Annotated in this window: 14 protein-coding genes; 12 read left to right on the forward strand and 2 right to left on the reverse strand. The window is 57.5% G+C overall.

Annotation, left to right across the window (positions count from 1 at the left end; translation table 11 throughout):
* The first annotated feature begins 18 nt into the window (after positions 1-18).
* From ACZ5RI_RS04465 to ACZ5RI_RS04475, 3 genes are all read left to right on the forward strand, one after another.
* Entirely contained in the window at positions 19-2,799 is a 2,781-nt protein-coding gene (locus tag ACZ5RI_RS04465; protein WP_464514906.1) for a TonB-dependent receptor, read from the forward strand.
* A 125-nt stretch (positions 2,800-2,924) separates the two neighbouring features.
* The gene (locus ACZ5RI_RS04470; RefSeq protein ID WP_464514907.1) at positions 2,925-4,490 is read left to right on the forward strand and encodes an alpha-N-arabinofuranosidase; all 1,566 of its coding nucleotides are present in this window, start codon (positions 2,925-2,927) and stop codon (positions 4,488-4,490) included.
* A 1-nt stretch (position 4,491) separates the two neighbouring features.
* Entirely contained in the window at positions 4,492-5,853 is a 1,362-nt protein-coding gene (locus ACZ5RI_RS04475; protein ID WP_464514908.1) for a glycoside hydrolase family 27 protein, read from the forward strand.
* 63 nt (positions 5,854-5,916) lie between these two features.
* Here ACZ5RI_RS04475 and ACZ5RI_RS04480 read toward each other — a convergent pair whose 3' ends face one another.
* Positions 5,917-7,065: an aldose epimerase family protein gene (locus ACZ5RI_RS04480; protein ID WP_464514909.1), complete on the reverse strand. Its 1,149-nt coding sequence runs from the start codon at positions 7,063-7,065 to the stop codon at positions 5,917-5,919.
* A 484-nt stretch (positions 7,066-7,549) separates the two neighbouring features.
* Between ACZ5RI_RS04480 and araA the strand changes: the two genes are divergently transcribed.
* The 4 genes from araA to ACZ5RI_RS04500 all read left to right on the forward strand — a co-directional run bounded on the left by araA (position 7,550) and on the right by ACZ5RI_RS04500 (position 13,390).
* A complete protein-coding gene (gene araA / locus ACZ5RI_RS04485; RefSeq protein WP_464514910.1) occupies positions 7,550-9,061 on the forward strand; it encodes an L-arabinose isomerase in 1,512 nt (503 codons plus the stop codon).
* Between the two features lie 88 nt (positions 9,062-9,149).
* Positions 9,150-10,826, forward strand: a complete 1,677-nt coding sequence (locus ACZ5RI_RS04490) for a ribulokinase (protein WP_464514911.1) — start codon at positions 9,150-9,152, stop codon at positions 10,824-10,826.
* A gap of 8 nt (positions 10,827-10,834) precedes the next feature.
* On the forward strand, positions 10,835-11,533 hold the full coding sequence (locus ACZ5RI_RS04495) for an L-ribulose-5-phosphate 4-epimerase (RefSeq protein ID WP_464514912.1): 699 nt from the start codon (positions 10,835-10,837) through the stop codon (positions 11,531-11,533).
* Positions 11,534-11,608: 75 nt separating this feature from the next.
* Positions 11,609-13,390, forward strand: coding sequence for a sodium:solute symporter (locus ACZ5RI_RS04500; RefSeq protein WP_464514913.1), 1,782 nt, complete (start codon positions 11,609-11,611; stop codon positions 13,388-13,390).
* Positions 13,391-13,495: 105 nt separating this feature from the next.
* Here ACZ5RI_RS04500 and ACZ5RI_RS04505 read toward each other — a convergent pair whose 3' ends face one another.
* Positions 13,496-14,425: a Gfo/Idh/MocA family protein gene (locus ACZ5RI_RS04505; protein WP_464514914.1), complete on the reverse strand. Its 930-nt coding sequence runs from the start codon at positions 14,423-14,425 to the stop codon at positions 13,496-13,498.
* A gap of 102 nt (positions 14,426-14,527) precedes the next feature.
* Here ACZ5RI_RS04505 and ACZ5RI_RS04510 point away from each other — a divergent pair, with 102 nt between their 5' ends.
* The 5 genes from ACZ5RI_RS04510 to ACZ5RI_RS04530 all read left to right on the forward strand — a co-directional run bounded on the left by ACZ5RI_RS04510 (position 14,528) and on the right by ACZ5RI_RS04530 (position 22,995).
* Positions 14,528-15,619, forward strand: a complete 1,092-nt coding sequence (locus tag ACZ5RI_RS04510; protein WP_464514915.1) for a LacI family DNA-binding transcriptional regulator — start codon at positions 14,528-14,530, stop codon at positions 15,617-15,619.
* 232 nt (positions 15,620-15,851) lie between these two features.
* Complete coding sequence (xylE, locus tag ACZ5RI_RS04515; RefSeq protein ID WP_464514916.1) at positions 15,852-17,306, forward strand: D-xylose transporter XylE; 1,455 nt, start codon at positions 15,852-15,854, stop codon at positions 17,304-17,306.
* 131 nt (positions 17,307-17,437) lie between these two features.
* On the forward strand, positions 17,438-18,304 hold the full coding sequence (locus ACZ5RI_RS04520; protein ID WP_464514917.1) for an aldose 1-epimerase: 867 nt from the start codon (positions 17,438-17,440) through the stop codon (positions 18,302-18,304).
* Between the two features lie 26 nt (positions 18,305-18,330).
* Positions 18,331-20,928: a glycoside hydrolase family 3 protein gene (locus ACZ5RI_RS04525; RefSeq protein ID WP_464514918.1), complete on the forward strand. Its 2,598-nt coding sequence runs from the start codon at positions 18,331-18,333 to the stop codon at positions 20,926-20,928.
* Between the two features lie 150 nt (positions 20,929-21,078).
* Positions 21,079-22,995, forward strand: a complete 1,917-nt coding sequence (locus ACZ5RI_RS04530; RefSeq protein ID WP_464514919.1) for a hypothetical protein — start codon at positions 21,079-21,081, stop codon at positions 22,993-22,995.
* Positions 22,996-23,009 lie beyond the last annotated feature (14 nt).

The following is a 23,009-nucleotide window of genomic DNA, read 5'->3' on the forward strand; positions in this document are numbered from 1 at the left end:
ACAAGGGGAGGTTATGTGATGACGTTCAAAAAACTCTTATGGAGTGGTGTGTCTGCTGCGTCGCTGGTTCTGGTGGCGGGTACGGCCTTTGGCCAGGATGGCGACACCATGGAAACCGTTGTGGTGTCCGGTGTGCGCGCCAGTCTGGCGACCTCGTTAGACATCAAGAAAAACGCTACACAGTTCGTTGATTCAATCGTTTCCGAGGATATCGGCAAGCTGCCGGATAATACGATCATTGATGCCATGCAGCACATCACCGGTGTGCAGGTGCAGCATGCCAGTGGCGCCGGGGAAACCGGTACGTTTTTGGTTCATGGTCTGCCGGATATTGCCACAACGATCAACGGCCGTCAGATTTTCACCACCACGGGCCGCACCATTTCTCTGGCCGATATTCCGGCCGAACTGCTGTCGCGTGTCGATATTCATAAGTCCGCCGAAGCAAGTGATCTGGAAGGCGGCATCGCTGGCCTGATCAATGCACAATTCCGTCGTCCGCTGGATTTTGATGGTGCGATGGTCGCAGGTGGCCTTAATGGCACCTATAGTTCGCAGGCCAAGCATGTCGATCCTGACGCCAGCCTGCTCCTCAGCGACCGCTGGAAGACCAAGGTTGGTGATTTCGGTGCGCTGTTTGATGTCAGCTATAACAAACGCCATTATCTGGATTTTGACGCGTTCAACTATTATTTTGGCGGGTCAGCTACATCTGGCGGGACAAAGGCTACCACGCCTGAAACTATGGGCGCTATCTCCTATCCGGGCAGCCGTGAACGCATTGGTGCTAACCTGTCGACGCAGTGGCGGCCCAATGCCAATGTCGAGGTTTATGCCGAACTCTTTTACACCCGCTATCGTAATAATAATGAAGTCAATTACCTGATTGGTTTGCCGAGTAAAGGTACAGGGGTTTCCTCGCTGACTACCGTCACTGATCCCGATGGTAACACAGTGATGAAGACGGAAACCGCGAGCGACCTGTTCCAGCTTACCAGTAACCAGTCCTATCGTGATAAGACGGATACCGCGCAGTTTGCCACCGGTGCATCCTGGACCGGGGATAATCTGACCCTGTCGACGGAAGTCGACATCACCTACAGCAAATACCATCGCCAGGGTGTCATTTTGGATACTGGCGTGTATGTGCCGCTCTCTTTCGACACTAATTATAACAATTCCGGCACGCCCAATATTACTCTGGCGGATTCGAGCTATGAATCCACATTGATGAATGGCGCCAGCTATCATCCGACGCAGTTCTACGATCAGTGGACCCGTTCGAAGGGCAGCGAGACCGATTGGAAGGTCGATGGGACCTATACCTTTGGTGATGTTGGTATCAAATCGGTCGATTTTGGCATGCGCTATGCCAACCGTTTTGGTAGGAATCGGGCTGATAATGGCGGCGTCTTAAGCTGCTACAACAGTGCAAGCTCCTATTCTCAGGCCGATACTCAGTATGCGGCAGAAGTCGCCGCAGCCCGGTCGGAAGCCTGCGGCTATGTCAGTGATTCGTCCAGCCAATGGTGGACGGTCAGCATGGAAGATATTCTGCCGGGCTCGATGTCTGCCTCGCGTGGGTCCTTCATGAAGGGCGCCGCCGATTGGGGGGTGCGCAAATGGATGACGGTGAACGGCAAATATGCCATGAGCCACATCAAAGACATCCGCGCCGCCTTTGGTCAGTCGACCGATGAGCCTGATGCGGATCCCAGCAATTCCTTCGGTGACCGCGAGCTTACCTGGAGTGGCTATGCCAAAGCCAATTATGGCTTTGACGTCTTTGATATGCCGCTGTCGGGCAATGTTGGTATGCGCGTTGTCGAAACTAAGTCGACGCTGAATGCTTTCGACTATTCCTTGGAAATGACTGACACCAACAATGATGGCGTTTATGACGTCTATACCAAGACATATACGCCGGTAACCAGCAAGAAAGACACGGTTGACTGGATGCCAAGCCTGAATGCCAAACTGGGCATCCGGGATGATCTGGCCTTGCGTCTGGCGGTTGGCCGCACCATTACCCGGCCAACTTTTGCGCAACTTAATCCGGCACAGTCACTGTCGAGTGGCGGTTTGACCTATGCCGCCACGGGCTCCAGCGGTAACCCGGATCTGGCACCGGTGAAGTCCAATAACTTCGATATGGGACTTGAGTATTATTTCGGCAAGCAGAACAGCGTGACGGCCTCGGTCTTCTATCGTCAGATTATTGGTTATGTCGAAACCGATACCACCACGGAAGTTATCGACGGCACGTCCTATACGATGAGCAAGCCGCAGAATGGCGGACAGGGTTTCCTGCAGGGGTTGGAACTGAGCTACACCCAGTTCTATGATTTCCTGCCGGGCATCCTGAACGGTCTTGGTCTGCAAGCCAATGCGACTTTCATTGAAGGTCACACTGAAAAGAGCGCGACCGATACCGAACGCGTGCCCTATACCAACGTGTCCAAATATTCCTGGAACCTGATTGGTATCTATGAACGGGGTCCGTTCTCGATGCGTGCGGCGTATAACTGGCGCAGCAGCTTCCTGGTGGCTTATACGCTGAGTGATTCTACCTCGATCAATCCGGCATCGGCCTATGCCAAGCCGTACGGTACGCTCGACTTCTCGGCCAGTTATGATCTGAAAGAAACAGGTCTGACCTTCACCATTGATGCCACCAACCTGACCGGTGAGATCTATCACGATACCTTCGGTAAGGGCAGTTATGCGGATGTTTACCCGCGCGATACACGCTCATTTGATCAGACGATCCAGATCGGTGTGCGTTATAAAATGAATTAATTTCAATATTCCAGTATAGTGTGGATGCGGCACGGAAGGTTTCCGTGCCGCATCTGTATTGGCCTGATTTTATTTCGGGGCGGGCCGGTAATATAATAATCATTACGATTAAAGGGAAACGAACCATGCAAAGTATAACCGCGTTGCGCGCCTTCGGTTTTGCCGCTGCGGCCATGCTGGTGCTGTCTGGGGCTACCGCTGCGCCGGTGGGGGGCACCAGCCTGACCATTCATGCCGATAAGCCGGGTGCTGTCATTAACAAAAATGTTTATGGCCAGTTTTCGGAGCATCTGGGCAGTGGCATTTATGGCGGCATTTATGTCGGCGAAAATTCGTCGATTCCCAATACCCATGGCTTTCGCAACGATGTCGTCGCGGCTTTAAAAGATTTGCATGTTCCGATGGTGCGCTGGCCGGGCGGTTGTTTCGCCGATGAATATCACTGGCGCGAGGGGGTTGGTCCGAAGGATAAGCGTGCGGTACGCGTCAATCATAACTGGGGCAGCGTACCCGAGGATAACAGCTTCGGCACCCATGAGTTTTTCAATTTCATCGACATGATTGGCGCTGATGCCTATGTCAACGCCAATATCGGTACCGGTTCTCCGGCCGAGGCGGTTGACTGGCTTGAATATATGACCGGCGATCAGGACACCACGCTGGTGCGTGAACGCAAAGCCAATGGTCATGACAAGCCGTGGAAGATTTCGGTCTTTGCCATTGGTAACGAGACCTGGGGCTGCGGCGGCAATATGCGGCCGGAATATTATGCCGACCTGTTCAAGCAGTATACGACCTTCATCCGTATGCCGAAGGAAACCAAGCCGCTGATTTTGGCCAGTGGCGGCAATGATGCCCGCACCGATTACACCGAAACACTGATGAAGTCGGTGAAGGGTGGCATGGATGCGATTTCCTATCACTACTACACTATTGCCGGTGAGAAGTGGGCGCATAAGGGCGCATCGACCGGATTCCCGGCCAGTGAATGGGCGTCGACTATGGCCCACGCGCTGAAAATTGGCGATTATATCGGTGCCAATGTTACGATCATGGACAAGTATGATCCCAGCAAGCATGTCGGCTTCTATGTCGATGAATGGGGCACCTGGTTTGATCCCGATCCGGGCAGCAATCCGGGCTTCCTGGTGCAGCAGAACACCATGCGTGATGCGGTGGTCGCGGCGGTACACTTCAACATCTTCCACAAATACGCCGACCGTGTGCGCATGACCTCGATTGCGCAGACCGTCAACGTGCTGCAGGCCATGATTTTGACCGATGGCGCGAAGATGCTGCTGACGCCGACCTATTATGTCTATCAGATGTACATCCCGTTCCAGGATGCCACGTCACTGCCGATCGACATCAAGACTGGCACTTACACCATGGGCAAATACACGGTGCCCGAGGTGAGTGCTTCGGCGGCTAAAACCAAGGCCGGCACCATTGTTGTGGCGCTGACCAACCTCGATCCGAATGCGTCGGCTTCGGTTTCGGCGGCGATTTCTGGTGCCAAGACGGGTTCCGTGTCGGGCAAGATCCTGACCGGTCCACAGATGGACTCGCGTAACACTTTTGATAAGCCAAACGCGATTCACCCGGTTGCTTTTGATGGTGCCAGGATTGAAAATGGCAAGCTCACCGTCAACCTGCCGCCGAAGTCAGTGGTGGTCATCGAGGTAAAATAATATGTCCGTCTCTCGTAGACAGGCGATGGTGGGGCTGGCTTTCAGCCCCACCTTTTTTTCTGTCGCCACTGCTGCATCTAGAAAAGTAGCACTCATTCAGAAACCTGCCGATTTCCACGCCTTTGCGCCGACACCGCCGATGGGCTGGAATTCGTGGGACAGCTTTGGCCCAACAATCAAGGAAGCCGATGCTCGCGTTACCGCCGAGATCATGGCTAAAAAGCTGTTGCCGCACGGCTATCGCTTTTTCACTGTTGATATCCAGTGGTACGAGCCGGGGGCCAATTCTTACGATTATCGTAAGGGCGCCGAACTGGCGATGGACCAATGGGGGCGCCTGATTCCGGCAGAAAACCGTTTCCCGTCATCGTCAGGCGGGGCGGGGTTCAAGCCGCTGGCCGATTACGTGCATTCGCTGGGTCTGCAATTTGGTATCCATCTGATGCGGGGTGTGCCGCGTCAGGCTGCCGATCGTAATACACCTATTCTGGGTACGCCCTATCATGCCGGTGACATCGCAGACCGCGCACATGTCTGCGAATGGAATACCGACATGTACGGTATCGACATGTCCAGGCCGGGGGCGCAGGCCTATTACGATTCGATCTTCCAGCTTTACGCGGACTGGGGTGTCGATTTCGTCAAGGTCGATGATTTAAGCCGTCCTTACTTACGCAACCAGCCGGAAGTCGAGGCCGTACGTAAGGCGATTGACAAAACCGGGCGGCCCATGGTGCTGTCCTTGTCGCCGGGGGAGACTACTCTGGCGGCAGCCAGTCACGTTGCAGCGCATGCCAATATGTGGCGCATCAGTGATGATTTCTGGGATAGCTGGCCTGCGCTGAAAGAACAATTCGCCCGTCTTTGTAACTGGTGGAAGCTACCGCATACCGCCGGGGCGTGGCCGGATGCCGACATGCTGCCGCTCGGGCTGCTGGATTTGGGCAAGCGTAAAACCAACTTTACCCCGGATGAACAGAAAACGCTGATGACACTGTGGTCCATCGCACGTTCTCCGCTGATTATGGGGGGGGATTTACGGGCGCTTGATCCGGCGACCGAGGCGCTGATCACGAATGACGAAGTTCTGGCGGTCAATCAGCGCAGCCACGATAATCATGAGCTGTTTCATGATGAAGGCATGATTATCTGGCGCGCGGTGGCCGATGATGGGGCCGCGGTGATTGCGATCTTCAACACCAATGATACCCCCAATCATAATGCGCTGACGGCATCGGTGCTGGGCTTCAAAGGGCAAATGCGGGTGCGCGATCTGTGGCAGCGCAGCGAAAGCGTGGCAGATGCTCTGTCGGTATCACTGCCACCGCACGGTGCCAGTCTCCACCGGCTGACCAAAGTCTGATCGCAATAAAAAAGAGCGGCAGGGGCCGCTCTTTTCATTTATGCGTCTACGGACGAAAGTGTCTTACTTCTCGGTCGAGAATTCAAAAACCGTTTCGGTATGATAGACCTGCCCCGGCTGCACAATGGTCGTGGGGAAGTTTGCCTGATTGGGCGAATTCGGGAAGTGCTGAGTTTCCAGGCACAGACCGGTGCGAAGTTTGAACACGGTTCCTGTCCCTGCGGGCTTACCGTCGAGGAAATTGCCCGAATAGAACTGCACGCCCGGCTCGGTGGTGTAAACCTTCATCACGCGGCCCGTGGTGGCTTCACTTAAGACCGCCGCCAGGGTCACCGCACCCGGCTTTGACTGGTTCAGCACCCAGTTATGATCGTAGCCGCCGGCAAATTTCAGCTGCTCATCCTCTGCGCCGATACGGGCGCCGATTTTGGTGCTGGTGCGGAAATCAAACGGTGTTCCGGTCACATCCTTCAGCTCGCCGGTGGGGATCAGCACTTTGCTCACCGGGGTGAACTTGTCGGCGTTAAGCACCAGTTCATGATCGGCAATGGTGTTTTCGGTATCGCCGGTCAGGTTGAAATAGCTATGGTTGGTCAGATTCACCGGCGTCGGCTTGGTGGTCGTCGCTTCATAGGTGATGTGCAGCTTGTTATCATTGGTCAGCTGATAGGTGACATGGGCGGTCAGCTTGCCGGGGAAGCCTTCTTCGCCATCCGCGGCGACATAGGTCAGCTTCAGACCGGGGCCCTTGGCATCTTCAAACGGCACGACCTTCCACAGCACCTTGTCGAAGCCGTTGACCCCGCCATGCAGATTGTTGGGGCCGTCATTTTGGGCCAGATGATAGGTCTTGCCGTCGAGCGTGAATGCGCCATTGGCAATACGGTTACCATAGCGGCCAATCAGCGCCCCGAAATAGGGTAAGCCCTTGGTATAGGGTTCAACGGTATCGAAGCCCAGCACGATGTTGCCCAGCTTACCGGCGCGGTCCGGAACCTTCAGCGAGGCGATACGCCCACCATAACTGGTGACGCGTGCTTCAAGCCCGTTTTTATTGGTGATGGTATAAATATCCACCGTCTGTCCTTTCGCGGTTTTACCAAACGGAGCTTTCTGTACGTGCGCAGGCAGCGCAGCGGCAGCCGGGGCGGCGATAAGCGCTGCTAAAGCCAGTCCGGCTATACCGACGCACAAAAATCGAGTTCCTGACATTTCTGCTCCCTTACATCCTTTTTCTGGCGCTTGCGGTGGCGCCGGTTCAGGGTAAATATTAAGTCAGACAAATTCGATTGAAAACCCGCCGCCGCAAGTTTTATTTGCTAGCCTGCCAGTATAGTGTGTCAGCCATACTCTGGCTGGGTGGTGAATTGCCACTGTGTGGGGCTTGGGTTGAGGTGGGATGCTGCGCTGCAACATATGCCGGGTGCAGATCTTTACGTATAAAAGGGCATTCCTTTCATCCTGTTACGACATATTTGGCACTTTAAAGCTGGCTCTGGCGCTGCATCATTTAGCTGCGGCAATGCGCCAGACAGAGCCTGTGGCGATAAAAAACAGTTGCTAATCCCGCCCCAAATAACTCATACAAATTGACAGTTCCGGGGCAGCTTTCTAAAATCCTGCTCCGGGAGTGAGCGCTGCTGGTCAGTGGTGGCGGCAGCGTCGTTACAATCAGGAATGGGAAGCGGCAATAATCATGAAAGCATTAGCGCAATACGAAGTCTGGTTCGTCACCGGCACGCAGCATCTCTATGGCCCCAAGGTCCTCGAACAGGTCGCGGCCGATTCGAAAGAAATTGCCGCGGCGCTTGATGGTGCGTCGGCCATTCCGGTGAAGGTGGTGTTCAAGCCGATTCTGGTCGATCCGAATTCGGTCACCCAGCTGGTGCTGGAAGCCAATGCGAACCCGTCCTGCATTGGTTTGATCACCTGGTGTCATACCTTCTCGCCGTCGAAGATGTGGATCAACGGTCTGAAGCAGCTGGTCAAGCCGGCGGTGCAGCTGCACACGCAATATAATCGCGATATTCCCTGGGCGAATATCGACATGGATTTCATGAACCTGAACCAGGCCGCCCATGGCGACCGCGAGCATGGGTTCATCTGGACCCGCCTGCGCAAGGATCGCAAGGTGGTGGTCGGTTATTGGCAGGACCCCAAGGTGCAGGAAAAGCTCGGCGCGTGGACGCGCGCGGCGGCGGCCTGGGCTGACTGGCAGGGTGCCAAGGTTGTTCGCTTTGGCGACAATATGCGCGAAGTCGCGGTGACCGATGGCGATAAGGTTTCGGCGCTCTACAAGCTGGGTTATGGCGTTGACTATTATGCGGTTGGCGATCTGGTCAAGCGCATCGATGCCGTGACCGAGAAGCAGATCGACGAGCTGATTGGCGTTTATGAATCCGAATATACCGTTGCCGCCGACCTTAAAAAGGGCGGGGCGCGTCACGCTTCGGTGCGCGATGCGGCCAAGATTGAAATTGGTATGCGTACCTTCCTCAAAGAGAAGAAGGCCATCGCCTATACCAACACCTTCGAAGATCTCTATGGCATGAAGCAGCTGCCCGGCATCGCCTCGCAGCGGCTGATGGCTGAAGGGTATGGCTTCGGTGCGGAAGGCGACTGGAAGACGGCGGCACTGGTCCGTGCGGTCAAGGTGATGGCGTCGGGTCTTGCCGGTGGTACCTCATTCATGGAGGATTACACCTACAACCTCGACCCCGATAATAAGTGCAGCCTGGTGGCGCACATGCTGGAAATCTGCCCCTCGATTGCCGAGGCCAAGCCCAGCCTTGAGGTTCATCCGCTTGGCATTGGTGGCAAAGAAGATCCGGCCCGTCTGGTGTTCAACACCACCGCCGGTGCGGCCACGGCCTCGTCGCTGATTTCGCTCGGCAACCGCTTCCGTCTGGTGGTCAACGAAGTCGATGTTATCAAGACCCCGCATCCAATGCCGAAACTGCCGGTGGCGCAGGCGGTGTGGCAGCCGCGTCCGGATTTTGAAACCTCCTGCGCGGCATGGATCTATGCCGGTGGGGCGCATCATTCGGCCTTCTCTCTGTCCGTCACCTCCGAGATGCTGGAAGATTTCGCCCGTATCGCCGGGATCGAAAGTCTCATCATCGATGCCGACACTAAGATCCGGGACTTTGAACAGCAGCTGCGTAACAACGAAGTTTATTACGCCATGAACAAAGGCTGGACGATCTGATTGGTAAGGGCCTGCCGTCTGGCGAATGTGCCACGGCAGGCCCGCCGATCCCTTCGCATGATATTCACGTTTTGAAAGTAGGTATATTATGAGTGCTCGCTACACGATTGGCCTCGATTATGGCAGCAACTCGGTGCGTGCTCTGCTGGTCAATGTGGCCGACGGGCATGAAATCGCCGCTGCCATCTGGGTTTATGAACATGGCGAAATGGGCATCATTCTCGACCATGATCCCAATCTGGCCCGTCAGCATCCCGGCGACTATCTCAAGGGCGCCGAAATCACCATTTGTCAGGTGCTGGACGACGCGAAGAAAAATGTTGCGGGCTTCAGCCCGGATCAGGTCATCGGTATCGGCGTTGATACCACCGGTTCGACCCCGCTGCCGGTTGATGCCAATGGCATCCCGCTGATTTTCGATGCCAAATTTGCCGACAACCGCGCCGCGCTGGCCTGGCTGTGGAAGGACCATACCGGCTATGCCGAGGCCGCCGAAATTACCGCGCTGGCCCAGAAGATCCGTCCGCAATATCTGGCCAAGATCGGTGGCACCTATTCGAGCGAGTGGTTCTACAGCAAGATCCTGCACGCCTTGCGCACCGCCCCCGAAGTGTTCGACGCCGCCTATAGCTGGATCGAGCTGGCCGATTTCGTGCCGGCAGCTTTGTCCGGTACGCTGCATCCCGACAAATTTACCGCCGGGATTTGCGCCGCCGGTCACAAGGCGATGTATTGCGAAGAATGGGGCGGCTACCCCGACAAGGAATTCCTCGGCAAGCTCGACCTCAAGCTGGCCGATTTGCGCGACCGGCTGACCCCGCGGGTTAAGGCGGTGGACAGCTCTGTCGGTGGTCTGTCCGCCGAATGGGCTAAAAAGACCGGTCTCAGCGAAGGCATTGTTGTGGCGGTCGGCGCGTTCGATTGCCATCTGGGTGCCATTGGCGCGGGCGTCAAACCCGGTGTGCTGGTCAAGATCATCGGCACCTCGACTTGCGATATCACGGTCAAGGCCAATACAGACAAGCTGGCCGATGTGCCCGGCGTATGCGGTGTGGTCGATGGCTCGGTGCTGCCGGGCTTCTTCGGTCTGGAAGCCGGTCAGTCGGCGGTGGGCGATATCTTCAACTGGTTCGTCTCCTATGTGCAGCCCGGCGGTAAGTCGGCACTGTCGCATGAAGAACTGACAGACGCCGCTGACAAACTGAAGCCCGGTGAAAGCGGTCTGATTGCGCTCGACTGGAACAACGGCAACCGCACCATTCTGGTCGATCAGCGTCTGACCGGCCTGCTGGTGGGCCAGACGCTCTATACCAACCCGGCGGAAATCTACCGTGCGCTGGTCGAAGCCACCGCCTTTGGCGCGCTGACCATCATCAACCGGTTTGAGGAATATGGCGTCAAGATTGACGAAGTCATCAATTGCGGCGGTATCGCCGAAAAGAATGGCTTCATCATGCAGCTCTATGCCGATGTCACCGGCCGTCCGATGAAGGTTTCGCGTTCGGCCCAGACCCCGGCACTGGGGTCGGCGATTGCCGCCGCTGTCGTGGCCGGGGCGCATGCCGATTTTGCCGTCGCCATTGCCGCCATGACGGGGCTGAAGGACAAGGTCTATCAGCCCAATCCGGAGGCCCATGCGGTCTATCGCGAACTGTACGATCTCTATCGTATGTTGCATGATGCTTTCGGCACCAAAAGCTGGCACGGCAATCTGTATGGCGTAATGAAGCGTCTGATGGATATCCGCGACGAAGCGCGCAAATAGAGGCTCTCATGCTGGAAGAACTCAAAGAACAGGTCTGCAAGGCCAATCTCGATCTGGTCACGGAAGGGCTGGTCATCCAGACCTGGGGCAATGTCAGCGGCATCGACCGCGAAAAAGGTCTGGTGGTGATCAAGCCGTCGGGCGTGCCCTATGGCGACATGAAGCCGGAACATATGGTGGTGGTGTCGCTGCAAACCGGTAAGACGGTGGAAGGGACTTTGCGCCCGTCGTCGGATACGCCGACACATCTGGTGCTCTATCGTGCCTTCCCCGGTTTGGGCGGTGTGGTGCACACCCACAGCCTGTTTGCCACCGCGTGGGCGCAGGCCAAACGCGATGTGCCGGCCCTGGGGACCACCCAGGCCGATTACTGGTATGGCGGCATTCCCTGCACCCGGCTGATGACCAAGGACGAAATCGCCGGTGCCTATGAAGCCAAAACCGGCGATGTCATTGTCGAAACCTTTGCCTCGCGCAAAATCGATCCGATGCAGGTGCCGTCCGTTCTGGTGGCAAGCCATGGCCCGTTCGCCTGGGGCACGTCGCCGGATGGTGCGGTCCATAACGCGGTCGTGATGGAGTTTGTCTCGCGTCTGGCCAGCGAAACATTGCGGATCGCGCCGGAAACCGGTTCGATGCAGCAGGAACTGCTGGATAAGCACTTCCTGCGCAAACATGGACCGGGCGCGTATTACGGCCAAAAGTAAAAGTTACAATCAAGGCCGTAACACCGCGCCATAAGCCCGGAATAAAAATATCACTTAGGGGGAAACGAGGGTTTTATGAGTAACACAGTCGCAAATACCGCCGCGCCGGTATCCGTGTTCAACGCGCTCGACTGGTGGATCGTTGCCGCCTTTGTCGCCGCGATGGTCTGGGTCATCTTTTTGTCGATGCGCAAAAAGGCCGAATCCGGCAAGGACTACTTCCTGTCGGGTAAGGACAGCAACTGGCTTCAGATCGGTTCCTCGATCTTCTCCTCTAATATCGGGTCCGAGCATCTGGTCGGTCTGGCCGGTGCAGGTTTTGCATCGGGCATGGCCATGGCCCACTGGGAGATGCAGGGCTGGATTATTCTGGTGTTGGGCTGGGTCTTCGTGCCGCTTTATGATCGCATGAAGGTCTTCACCATGCCGGAGTTTCTCGAACTGCGCTTCTCGCGCGGCTCGCGTAGCATCCTCAGCATTCTGACCATGGCCAGCTTGGTGCTGACCAAGATTGCGGCGACGATCTATGCCGGTGACGTGGTGGTGCGTACCCTTCTGGGCATCGACAGTGTCAATCTGCTTGGCTATCAGGTCGACGTGTTCTGGGTGATTGCGCTGGGGCTGGCCTTTACCACTGGTCTTTACACCGTGCTGGGTGGTTTGCGTGTCATCATGTACACGGCAGTGTTGCAGACCCCGGTGCTGATCCTGGGTTCGGTCTTCATTCTGTATCTTGGCCTGCACAAGCTCGGCGGCGGCAGTCTGTCTGTCGGCTGGGCGGCCATGATGCATGCGGCTGGTAACAATGTGCACCTGATCCGTTCGGCCCATGATCCGGAATGGTCGTGGCTGGCGGTGTTGCCGGGTTCGATGATTATCGGCTTCTGGTATTGGTGTACCGACCAATACATCGTGCAGCGCGTGCTGGCCGGTCAAAATCAGACTGAATCCCGCCGTGGTGCCATCCTGGGCGGTGCGCTGAAACTGACCCCGGTCTTCATCTTCCTGATTCCGGGCATGATCGCCTTTGCGCTGACCTCGATGCCGTCTGCAGGCTTCCATACCACTGGGGATGCGGCCTACACCTCGTTGGTGGCGCAGATCCTGCCGCATGGTTTCCGCGGTTTTGTTGCCTGCGGCATGATCGTGGCGCTGATGGCCTCGCTGGGGTCGAAGTTCAACGCCTCGGCCACCCTGTTCACCATGGACTTCTATCGTAGCTGGCGCCCCAATGCGTCGGGTAAGGAAGAAGTGGTGACCGGCCGTATCGCTACGGCAGTGATTGTCATCCTCGGCATCCTGTGGGTGCTGGTGATCAAAAGCCTGCATTCCAACCTGTATGTCTATCTGCAGAGTGTGCAGAGCTATCTGTCGCCCGCCATTGTGGTGTTGTTCGCTGCCGGTGTGTTCTGGAAGCGGGCCACGTCTCAGGGTGCGTTCTGGTCGTTCCTGATCGGCATGGTCGGTGGTTTCGCCCGTCTGGTTGCCGATCTGGTGATGAGCAGCCATAAGGTTCTGGTCGATGGGCTGAAACAGCAGCTCTTCACCCATGCCATCACGCCGGAACAGTATGCGGCTGGTATTGCCCCCTTAAAGGCCCAATACGGCATCATCTTCGAGATGTGGAACATCAACTGGCTCTATTACTGCCAGATCCTGCTGGTGGTGACGGCGGCATTAATGATCGGCATCAGTCTGATGACCAAGGCGCCCGATCAGGCCAAACTGAAATATTCCTGGTTTGGTGCTACGGATGAAGAAAAGGCCGCCACCCGCAAGAGCTGGAACTGGATCGACGTTGCCGCCAGCGTTGGCGTGGTCGCCATTGTTGTCGTCTTCTATGCCTTCTTCTGGTAAGGCGTAACGATACACACGTAAAAACGGCCGCCTGTAAAACAGGCGGCCGTTTTGTTTTAAGCGCGGTTATGTGGTGATCAGACCTATGGCCCGAAAATCCTGGCCCTAGTCAATCACATGATGGCGGGCCACCAGAAAAATGTCGGCCACCAGCCTGAGCGGGGTTGCGTCAACCTCGGATGCGTCCGCGGCAATCAGTTTGGCAAAGCGGCGATAGAGCGCGGCATATTCGGCATACATGCCGCAAGGTTCCGCATCGCTATCGGGCGCAGCGCCATCAATCGACAGCCGGGTGGCGGCGGCGGTCAGCTGCAGCCCGCCGCGATCGGTGGCAAAATCCATGTCCCAGCTTGGCGCCCCGTGATAATGGAAATCGAGCGAGGCGGTGATCACCGCACCGCTTTCGGTGCGCAACTGGATCTCGGCGGCGCAGGGACATTCCTGCCCGGCGCGGAAATAGAGGTTGGCTTCTTCGGCATAAATCGGCTCGGGAATAATATCCGTCAGCACGGATAGCGCGTTGATGCCGGGGTCAAACACGCCATAGCCTCCTTTTTGCCAGATCCAGCTTTGCCCGGGATGGCTTTCGGCGACATCTTCCTTCCAGACAATGCGGCCCGACTGCACCAGGCGGTCTTTCAGCCATGCCTTAGCCTCGCCGACGCGGGGGGCATAGCGCAAATGCCAGCTTGGGAAGAAGCTGCGGTTTAAGGTGCGGGCCAGATAGCTCAGCTGATCCAGCTCGGTCAGCGTGGCGCAGGGCGGTTTTTCGACCAGCACATGCTTGCCGGCCGTCAAAGCCCGGCGTGACAGCGCAAAGTGATCAACCGTCGGTGTGGCGATCACCACAGCGTCGATTTCAGGCCCATGCGCCAGCATTTCCTCCAGCGAGGTGAAGTTTTCAATCCCATCAACCGGGTCCCCCCGATTAACGCCACTCACCAGCCGAAAGTCAGGACTGGCCGTGATGACAGGGATATGCTGGTCGCGCGCAATCTTGCCAATGCCGACCAAACCAATACGCACGCTCGCCATAAGGGGCCTCCCTGACGCTATATGCCATTTTATAGTGGCTTTTTTCTAGGTAGGTGCGTAACTTTTTCATTCGTTTGGGGGAAACGGGAAACATATCTCGCCGTGATAACACTACATAAGGACAGCACGGCCCAAAAGCCGCGCAAAAATGGCCGCAAGCATAGCGGTGCAGTGACCATTCACGATGTCGCAGAGCGCGCCGGTGTTTCACCGATGACGGTCTCGCGCGTGATCAATGGCGAGCGCAATGTGCGCGAGGTGACGCGCGCCCTGGTCATGGCGGCGGTGGAAGCGCTCAACTATGCCCCGAATCCGGCCGCCCGCAGTCTGGCAGGGTCGGAAAATTACCGCATCGGGCTGCTCTATTCCAACCCAAGCTCTTCATATTTAAGCGAATTCCTGGTCGGAACGCTGGATGAATCCGCCCGCAAGGCCACCCAGATCCTGCTCGAAAAAAGCGATGTTGCCAGTGCCGCTCAGGTGGCGGCAGTGCGCAAACTGATCGCCAGCGGGGTCGATGGGGTGATTCTGCCGCCGCCGCTTGGTGAGTCCGAGCCGGTGCTGAACGAGCTGCGGGCCAAGGGCATTCCGGCGGTGGGGGTGGCCTGTGGCAGGCCGGGCCCCAAGGCCATCTGTGTGCGTATCGATGACCGTGCCGCTGCGCTTGAGATGACCAACTATCTGATATCGCTTGGTCATCGCCGCATTGGGTTTATCCGGGGCCATCCTAACCAGACCTCGTCGGCCGAGCGCGAAAAGGGGTTCGTCAAGGCCCTGACCGAAGCGGGCATCGCGCTTGATGCGGCGCTGACCGTGCAGGGCTATTTCAGTTACCGCTCCGGCCTTGATGCGGCCGAGTTGCTGCTGGCCCAGAAACAGCCGCCAACCGCCATTTTCGCCAGCAATGACGATATGGCCGCCGCCGTGGTTTCGGTGGCGCACCGGCGCGGGCTGGATGTGCCGCGGGATCTGTCGGTGGTGGGCTTCGACGATACCGAAATTGCCACCACGGTCTGGCCTGAACTGACCACGATTCATCAGCCGGTGGCCTCAATGGCCGAGGTTGCCATCGAATTGGTGGTGCGGGCGGTGCGTAAACTGCGTTCCGGAACCGAGCCCAAGGCGGTCGATCATCTGGTGGCCTATGCCATGGTCAAGCGCGGCTCGACCGTGGCACCCAGAAATAGAACCTAAGTCTGCTTATCAATTCCCGCGGGTGGTACGGGGCGTTAATTAACGTATTTTTTGTGGGGGAGCGGTCGGATGTCCGCTTGCGCGTTGGTAACGCTATCACTACGGTCCCCATCCATAACAAGGTCGGCTGTTGAATGTCCGGCTACTTTAAGAGGGACGGTTGTTCGTCCAAGGCTATTGGAAACGGTCTGCTGCCAACGGCGGTGGCCTTGTGCCTGGAAGGAGTGTCTGTATGGCAAAGTCCAATACTATGCTCGTGGTTGGATTGACACTGATCGCCGCGTTGGGTGGTCTGTTATTCGGCTACGATACCGCGGTGATTTCAGGCGCGGTCAAAGCGATCGACCATAATTTCATCACCCCGCAGCATCTGTCTGAAACCGCCGCCGGCAGTCTGTCGGGCTGGACGATTTCCTGCGCGCTGCTCGGCTGCATTATCGGTGCCTTCATCGCCGGTCCGGTTTCGACCCGTTATGGCCGTAAACCGGCCCTGATGCTGGCCGCCGTGCTGTTCTTCCTCGGCTCGCTTGGCTCGGCCGTTCCGGAAGTCGGCTTCGGCGTGATTGGTCAGATGGGGCCCAAGGCGCTCGATCCCTTCATTATCTATCGTATTATCGGTGGTATCGGCGTTGGCATCGCTTCGATGGTGTCGCCGATGTTCATCGCTGAAATCGCCCCGGCGGCGATCCGCGGTCGTCTGGTCACCTTCCAGCAGATTGCCATCGTTGGCGGCATGCTGGTGGTCTATTTCGTCAACTGGGCGATTTCGCTGCAGGGCGATGACCAGTGGATCCTCAATGTCGGCTGGCGCTGGATGCTGGCATCGGAAGTCATTCCGTCGCTGTTGTTCTTCGGCCTGATGATGCTGGTGCCGGATACACCGCGCTGGTACGTGCAACGTGGTCGCGATGCCGATGCCCTCAAAGTTCTGAAACGGCTGTCTGATGAAGCCGATGCCAACAAGACTCTGGCCGAAATCAAATCGACACTGGTTTCGCATACCCGCCCGCTTTTGAGCTTTGGCGTGGTGGTGCTGGTGGTTGGTATTCTGCTCTCGGTCTTCCAGCAATTCGTCGGCATCAATGCGGTGCTCTATTACGCCCCGCTGATGTTTGAAAATCTGGGTCTGGGTACGCAGGCTGCCTTCCTCAACACGGTCGGCGTCGGCATTGCTATGGTGGTGTTCACCGTCATCGCGCAGATGCTGGTCGACAAGTGGGGCCGCAAGCCGCTGCTGATCACCGGTTCGATCATCATGGCGGTGGCAATGCTGGCGCTGGGCTTCCTGTTCTATGCCAATGGCACGGGGACCGCGGGTGCCATGTCGATGAGCCATGCCTCCGGTCTGTGGGGCCTGTTGTGGATCGTGCTGTATATCGCCGGTTTCTCGCTGTCCTGGGGGCCGATTGTCTGGGTCATGCTGGCCGAGATTTTCCCCAACTCGATCAAGGGGCAGGCGATGGCCATCGCGGTGGCGGCACAATGGGTTGCCAACCTGTTCGTCTCGTGGTCGTTCAAGGTGATGGACGGTTCTTCGGCGCTGAATGTCTTCTTCAACCACGGCTTCCCGTACTGGGTTTATGGCGTGGTCAGCATTGTGTCGGCGGTGTTCGTCTGGCGCATGGTGCCGGAAACCAAGGGCCGCAGCCTGGAAGCCATTCAGGAACTGTGGCAGAAAAAGGCCTGATATTTATAGATTACGCAACGTCGGTTGATCCGGCGGCAAATGTAAAAGGCCGGGCGCTTGAACCCGGCCTTTTGTCTGACAGGCGGTCGGGCCAATGGCCGCTTATGTGATAACAGTGAGGGAAAAAGATCATGGTCACATTGACTGAGCATGGCTATGTGCTGGAAGTTTCGCCGGAACTCGGCGCGTCAATCCTGGGGCTGACCTATCAGGGCCGCCCGGTACTGCGTTCGGTTCCCACCGATGTTACAAATTCCGGCGATACCGGATGTTTCCCGCTGATCCCCTATGCCAACCGGATCGAGAACGGTGTCTTCCATTACGGTGACACCAACATTCATCTGCCGATGACCTTTTCCGGTCATCCCCATTCGCTGCACGGCCATGGCTGGCGCACGGTGTGGCAGGTGATCGAGAAAAGCGCCAGCCATCTGGTGCTGGCCTATGAACACAGTGCCGACAGCTGGCCGTGGGCCTATCGCGGCGAGCAAAGCTTCCGTCTGTCTGCGGATGGTCTTCACATCTCGCTGGCGGTGGAAAACCGCAGCACACAGGCGATGCCGTTCAGCCTTGGTCTGCATCCCTGGTTCCCGCGCACCGCAGCCACGGTGCTGACCGCTGCGGTCTATAAGGTCTGGCTGGCGGACGACACCACGCTGCCCACCGAAGCGGTGGCAGGCGATCATTTCCTCGATCTGGCCCATGGGGCCAAGCTGGCCGATGCGCCGTTTGTCGATCATTGCCATACCGGCTGGAAAGGCCCGGCAGTCATTCATCAGCCCGATCTCGGTCTGAAAGTGACGCTGACCGCATCGCCGGAATGTCAGTTCCTGCATATCTATGCGCCGGTCGGATCGGATTTTGTCTGTGCCGAGCCGGTTACCGCCATGCCCAACGCCGTCAACCGCAGCGAACCGGCGGCTTTGACCGGGGCGCGGATGCTGGCCCCGGCGGAACGTTTCGCCATGGAAATGGTCATTAAAGCCGAACGGACATAAGCCGAAATTTTTCGGTGGGGGATAACATGACATTACCGGTCAACGGCGCCGGGCGCCGGATGCGTTTTGTAGCGGGCCTGTTGCTCAGCACTATACTGGTCGGGCCACTGATGATGGCGGCCGAGCCGGGGGCGGTTTCACCGTCGCTGGCGGCGGACGAGGATTTTGCCACCTCGACCAAGGTGCATCCCGAGATCTGGCCCAAGACGCACAGTGGCGTGACGCGCGATCCCGCGATGGAAGCGCAGATTGCCAAACTTCTGTCCGAGATGACGCTGGAAGAAAAAGTCGGCCAGATTCTGCAGCCCGATATCAATCAGGTCACCCCGGCAGAACTGAAGCAATACCATCTGGGCTCGATCCTCAACGGCGGCAGCTCGGGCCCCTATGGCAATGATAAGGCCCCGGCCCCGGACTGGCTGAAACTGGCCGATGAATTCTATGCCGCTTCGGTTGACGTAAAGCCGGGCCGTCCGGTTATTCCGATGATCTGGGGCATGGATGCGGTGCATGGCAATACCAACATCATCGGGGCCACGATCTTCCCGCATAATATTGGTTTGGGGGCGATGAACGACCCCGCGCTGATGCGTCAGATCGGCGAGATTACGGCCAAGGAAATTCGCATCGTTGGTGGTGACTGGACCTTCGCGCCCACCATTGCCGTGGTGCAGAATGATCGCTGGGGCCGCACCTATGAAAGCTATTCCGAACGGCCCGAGATCGTCACGTCCTATGCCAGGGCAATTGTCGAAGGCATTCAGGGTAAGCCAGGCGCGTCAGATTTCCTGAAGAACGATCACGTCATTGCCACCGCCAAGCATTTTATTGGCGATGGCGGCACCGATCGCGGTCACGATCAGGGCGATAATCTGTATACAGAAAAAGCTCTGCGCGATATTTTTGGCCCCCCCTATGAAGCGGCGGTCGAAGCCGGTGTGCAGACGGTGATGTCGTCTTTCTCGAGCTGGCGCGGCCATAAAATGCATGGCGATAAGGCGTTTCTGACCGATATTCTGGTTGATCGCATGGGCTTTGACGGCTTCGTGATTGGCGACTGGAACGGCCATGCCCAGCCCGAAGGCTGCAATCGTGAAGATTGCCCCAAGGCGCTGAATGCCGGTCTTGATATGTATATGGCCCCCGATGGCTGGAAAAAGCTGTATGCCAATACCATTGCCGAGGTGAAGTCGGGCGTTATTCCGATGGCGCGGCTGGACGAAGCCGTGGGCCGGGTGCTGCGGGTTAAGCTGCGCGCCGGGGTGCTGACCGAGGGTAAGCCGTCGACTCGCCCCTTTGCCGGGCAATATGCTCTGATCGGCTCGCCCGAACATCGCGCCGTGGCCCGTGCTGCGGTGCGGGAATCGCTGGTGCTGCTTAAAAATGACCATCAGACCCTGCCGCTGAAGCCACAGGCCCATGTGCTGGTGGCCGGTGATGGTGCCAACGATATGATGAAACAGTCGGGTGGCTGGACGGTGTCGTGGCAGGGCGATGGTCTGACGCGGGCCGATTTCCCCCATGCGACGACGGTCTATGAAGGCATCAAAGCCAATGTTGAAGCCGCGGGTGGTAAGGCGGATCTCAGCGCAGATGGTACGTTCAAAGCCAAACCGGATGTGGCGATTGTGGTCTTCGGTGAAAATCCGTATGCGGAATTTCGTGGTGACCGCGCCAATGTCGATTATCAGCCTGATGGCAAGACCGATCTGAAATTGCTGCAGCGCCTGAAAGAACAGGGTATCCCGGTGGTGTCGGTGTTTATTTCCGGTCGGCCGCTCTATGTCACGCCCGAGATCAACGCCTCTGACGCTTTTGTGGCCGCGTGGCTGCCGGGTGGTGATGGCGAAGGCATTGCCGATGTGCTGTTTGCCAAGGCCGATGGTACGCCAGCCTATGACTTTATGGGCCGTTTATCCTTCTCCTGGCCGCGTTCGCCGGAGCAGACGCTGCTCAATATCGGCACCGAGCCCTATTACCCGCTGTTTGCCTATGGCTATGGCCTCAGCTATGCGGCGGCGAAGAATACCGGCACCTTGCCGGAAGCCGTGGCCGGGGATGTCGCCACCGCCAATGTCGATAATTTCGTCGAGGATGGTCACGCGGCCACCAGCTGGGCATTCTCCGCCTACGGTGCAAAAGGCGCTAAGGTGGCGGTGGATCGCCCAGTCGTAAGCGCCCCCGGCGGGGCGCTGGCACTTGCGCGCGTCGATCGCTTCAAACAGGAAGATACCCTGAAAGCGGTCTGGAACGGGCGGGGCAAGGCCAGTCTTGTGCTGTCGGGCAATGATGCCAATTTCAGCCATCAGCTCAAAGAGAATATGGCGATCAGCCTGTCGTTACGGGTGGATGCCGCCCCGACTGGCAAAGTGCTGTTCGGCATGGGGGCTGCGGCCAAGCTGGGCCATGTTGATCTGACCGCGGCTTTGGCCAAGGCTAAGGCCAAAGGCTGGGTCAACCTGCAGGTCCGCTTAAGCTGTCTGGCCAAGGCGGGGGCCAATATGGGGGCGATCTCGGTGCCGCTGGAAATGGTAACGGATGGCAAGCTCAGTGTCAGTCTCTATTCGGCACGGCTTGATGCCATGAGTGATGCAGGCTCCTGTATCGGGGTCGCTGCGCAATAGCGGTTCGGTAATTGACTGCGTAATGGATCGCGCATCTGTGATGGATGCGCGCAGGGTTTGGCGGCGTCGGGTGTATGCACCCCGGCGCCGCAGCTTTATGGTGCACCCCATAACAATATGCCGGTATGGCAGATATTTGGGGGATGCGTTATGGGGCGAGGGATTCTTGCTGCACTCATGGCCGTGGGGCTGGGGCTGTTTTCAGGCGCGGATGCGGCGGCCTATCAGAATTTTCGGGCATCGATTTATGTCGTGGTCAACTCGACCAAAATGCTGGCCGACAAGGCGGTGTTTGATGCGCAATATGGCCGCGTGGCGCAGCAGCTGAAATTCGACAAGGTCTATATCGAGGTTTATCGCGACCACATGTTCGCCAGCGATGCCGAGATCGAAAAGGTCAAAAGCTATTTCGCGGCCAAGGGCATCACTGTGGCGGGCGGCATCACGCTGGCCGCGGGCGGTAAGGGTGGTCAGTTTGGCACCTTTGATTATGAAGATGCCGCTGACCGGACCGAATGTCAGAAGGCATCGGAACTGGCCGCCAAACATTTTGGCGAAGTGATCCTCGACGATTTCTTCTTCTACACCTCAAAAAGCGATGCTGATATCGCCGCCAAGGGCACGCGCAGCTGGACCCAGTACCGGCTGGATACCATGCGCGATGTGGCGGCCCATCTGGTGGTCGGCCCGGCCCATGCGGTCAATCCGTCGGTCAAAATGGTGATCAAATATCCCAACTGGTATGAGCATTTTCAGGGGCTGGGCTATGATCTGGAAAAAGAGCCGCAGATTTTCGACGGTATCTATACTGGCACCGAAACGCGTGAAGCTGAGCTGACGGATCAATATCTGCAGCCCTATGAAAGCTACGAGATTATCCGTTACTACAATGCCATTCGCCCGGGCGGCAATGGTGGCGGCTGGGTCGATACCGGCAGTCTGAAAAATGTCGACCGTTATATCGAGCAGCTGCAGGATACGCTGCTGGCCAAAGCGCCGGAAGTCACTCTGTTCAACTGGATCGATATGGCCGGGCCGCTGGCTCAGTTCCACCACCGTGGTGGGCCTGTGGTGGAGGCGGCGAAAGATTGGGTCAATCAGGATCAGCGTAAAGCTGCGCTCAGCACCTACCATCCAGCGGGTAAGGATGATCCCGGCCCCGGCTGGGCGCAGGTTGCCGGCTTCGCCTTTGGTCAGGTTGATGCGGTGCTGGGCCAGTTGGGTGGGCCGGTCGGCATTGCCGCCTATAAGCCGTATCAGTCATACGGCGAAGATTTTTTGCAGCATTATCTGGGCATGATCGGTTTGCCGATCGAGATGACACCGCATTTCCCGGACAACAGCGCGCCGGTACTGCTGACCGAAAGCGCCGCCCATGATCCCGACATCCTTGCCAAAATCAAAGCCCATCTGCAGCGCGGCGGTCCGGTAATTATCACCACCGGCTTTTTGCAGGTGATGCAGAACAAGGGTTTTAAGGATATTGCCGAGTGGGAGGTGACCGGCCGCGTTGCTGCGGTGGGGGATTTCGTCGATGGCTTTGGCGCCGGCAGTGGCACCAGCCTCAATGATGCCGGTCCAGCTGTGCCGGTATTGCTGCCCGAGGTGCGGTTCTACACCAACGATTCCTGGGCCATCTTACGCGGCACGGCGGGCGACAAAGGCTATCCTGTGCTGACCAGCAACAACTATTCCAAGGGCACGATCACGCTTCTGACCATACCGGAAAATCCCGCCGACCTGTATCGTCTGCCCACGGGGTTGCTGAACCGCCTCAAGGCCTATCTGGTGCCCGGTGCCCTGCGGCTGGAGGCCCCGGCCCGGGTCAGTCTGCTGGCCTATGACAATGATACGGCGGTGGTGCAGTCGTTCCGGGATGGCAAAACCGCGGTGCGGCTGGTGGTGCCGGGCAAGGCGCGGGTGCTGCGCGATCTGGCCACCGGCGCGGTGATTGCCGCCGCGTCCTATAGCCCTGCGCATGAGCACTGGCAGGATACTAATAATCATACTATTTTCGCGTTCGATATCGGGCCGCGCCGCTGGCGTGCCCTGCGGATCGAAAAATAATTCGACCGGTGAGA

Source organism: Micropepsis pineolensis, assembly GCF_055392125.1.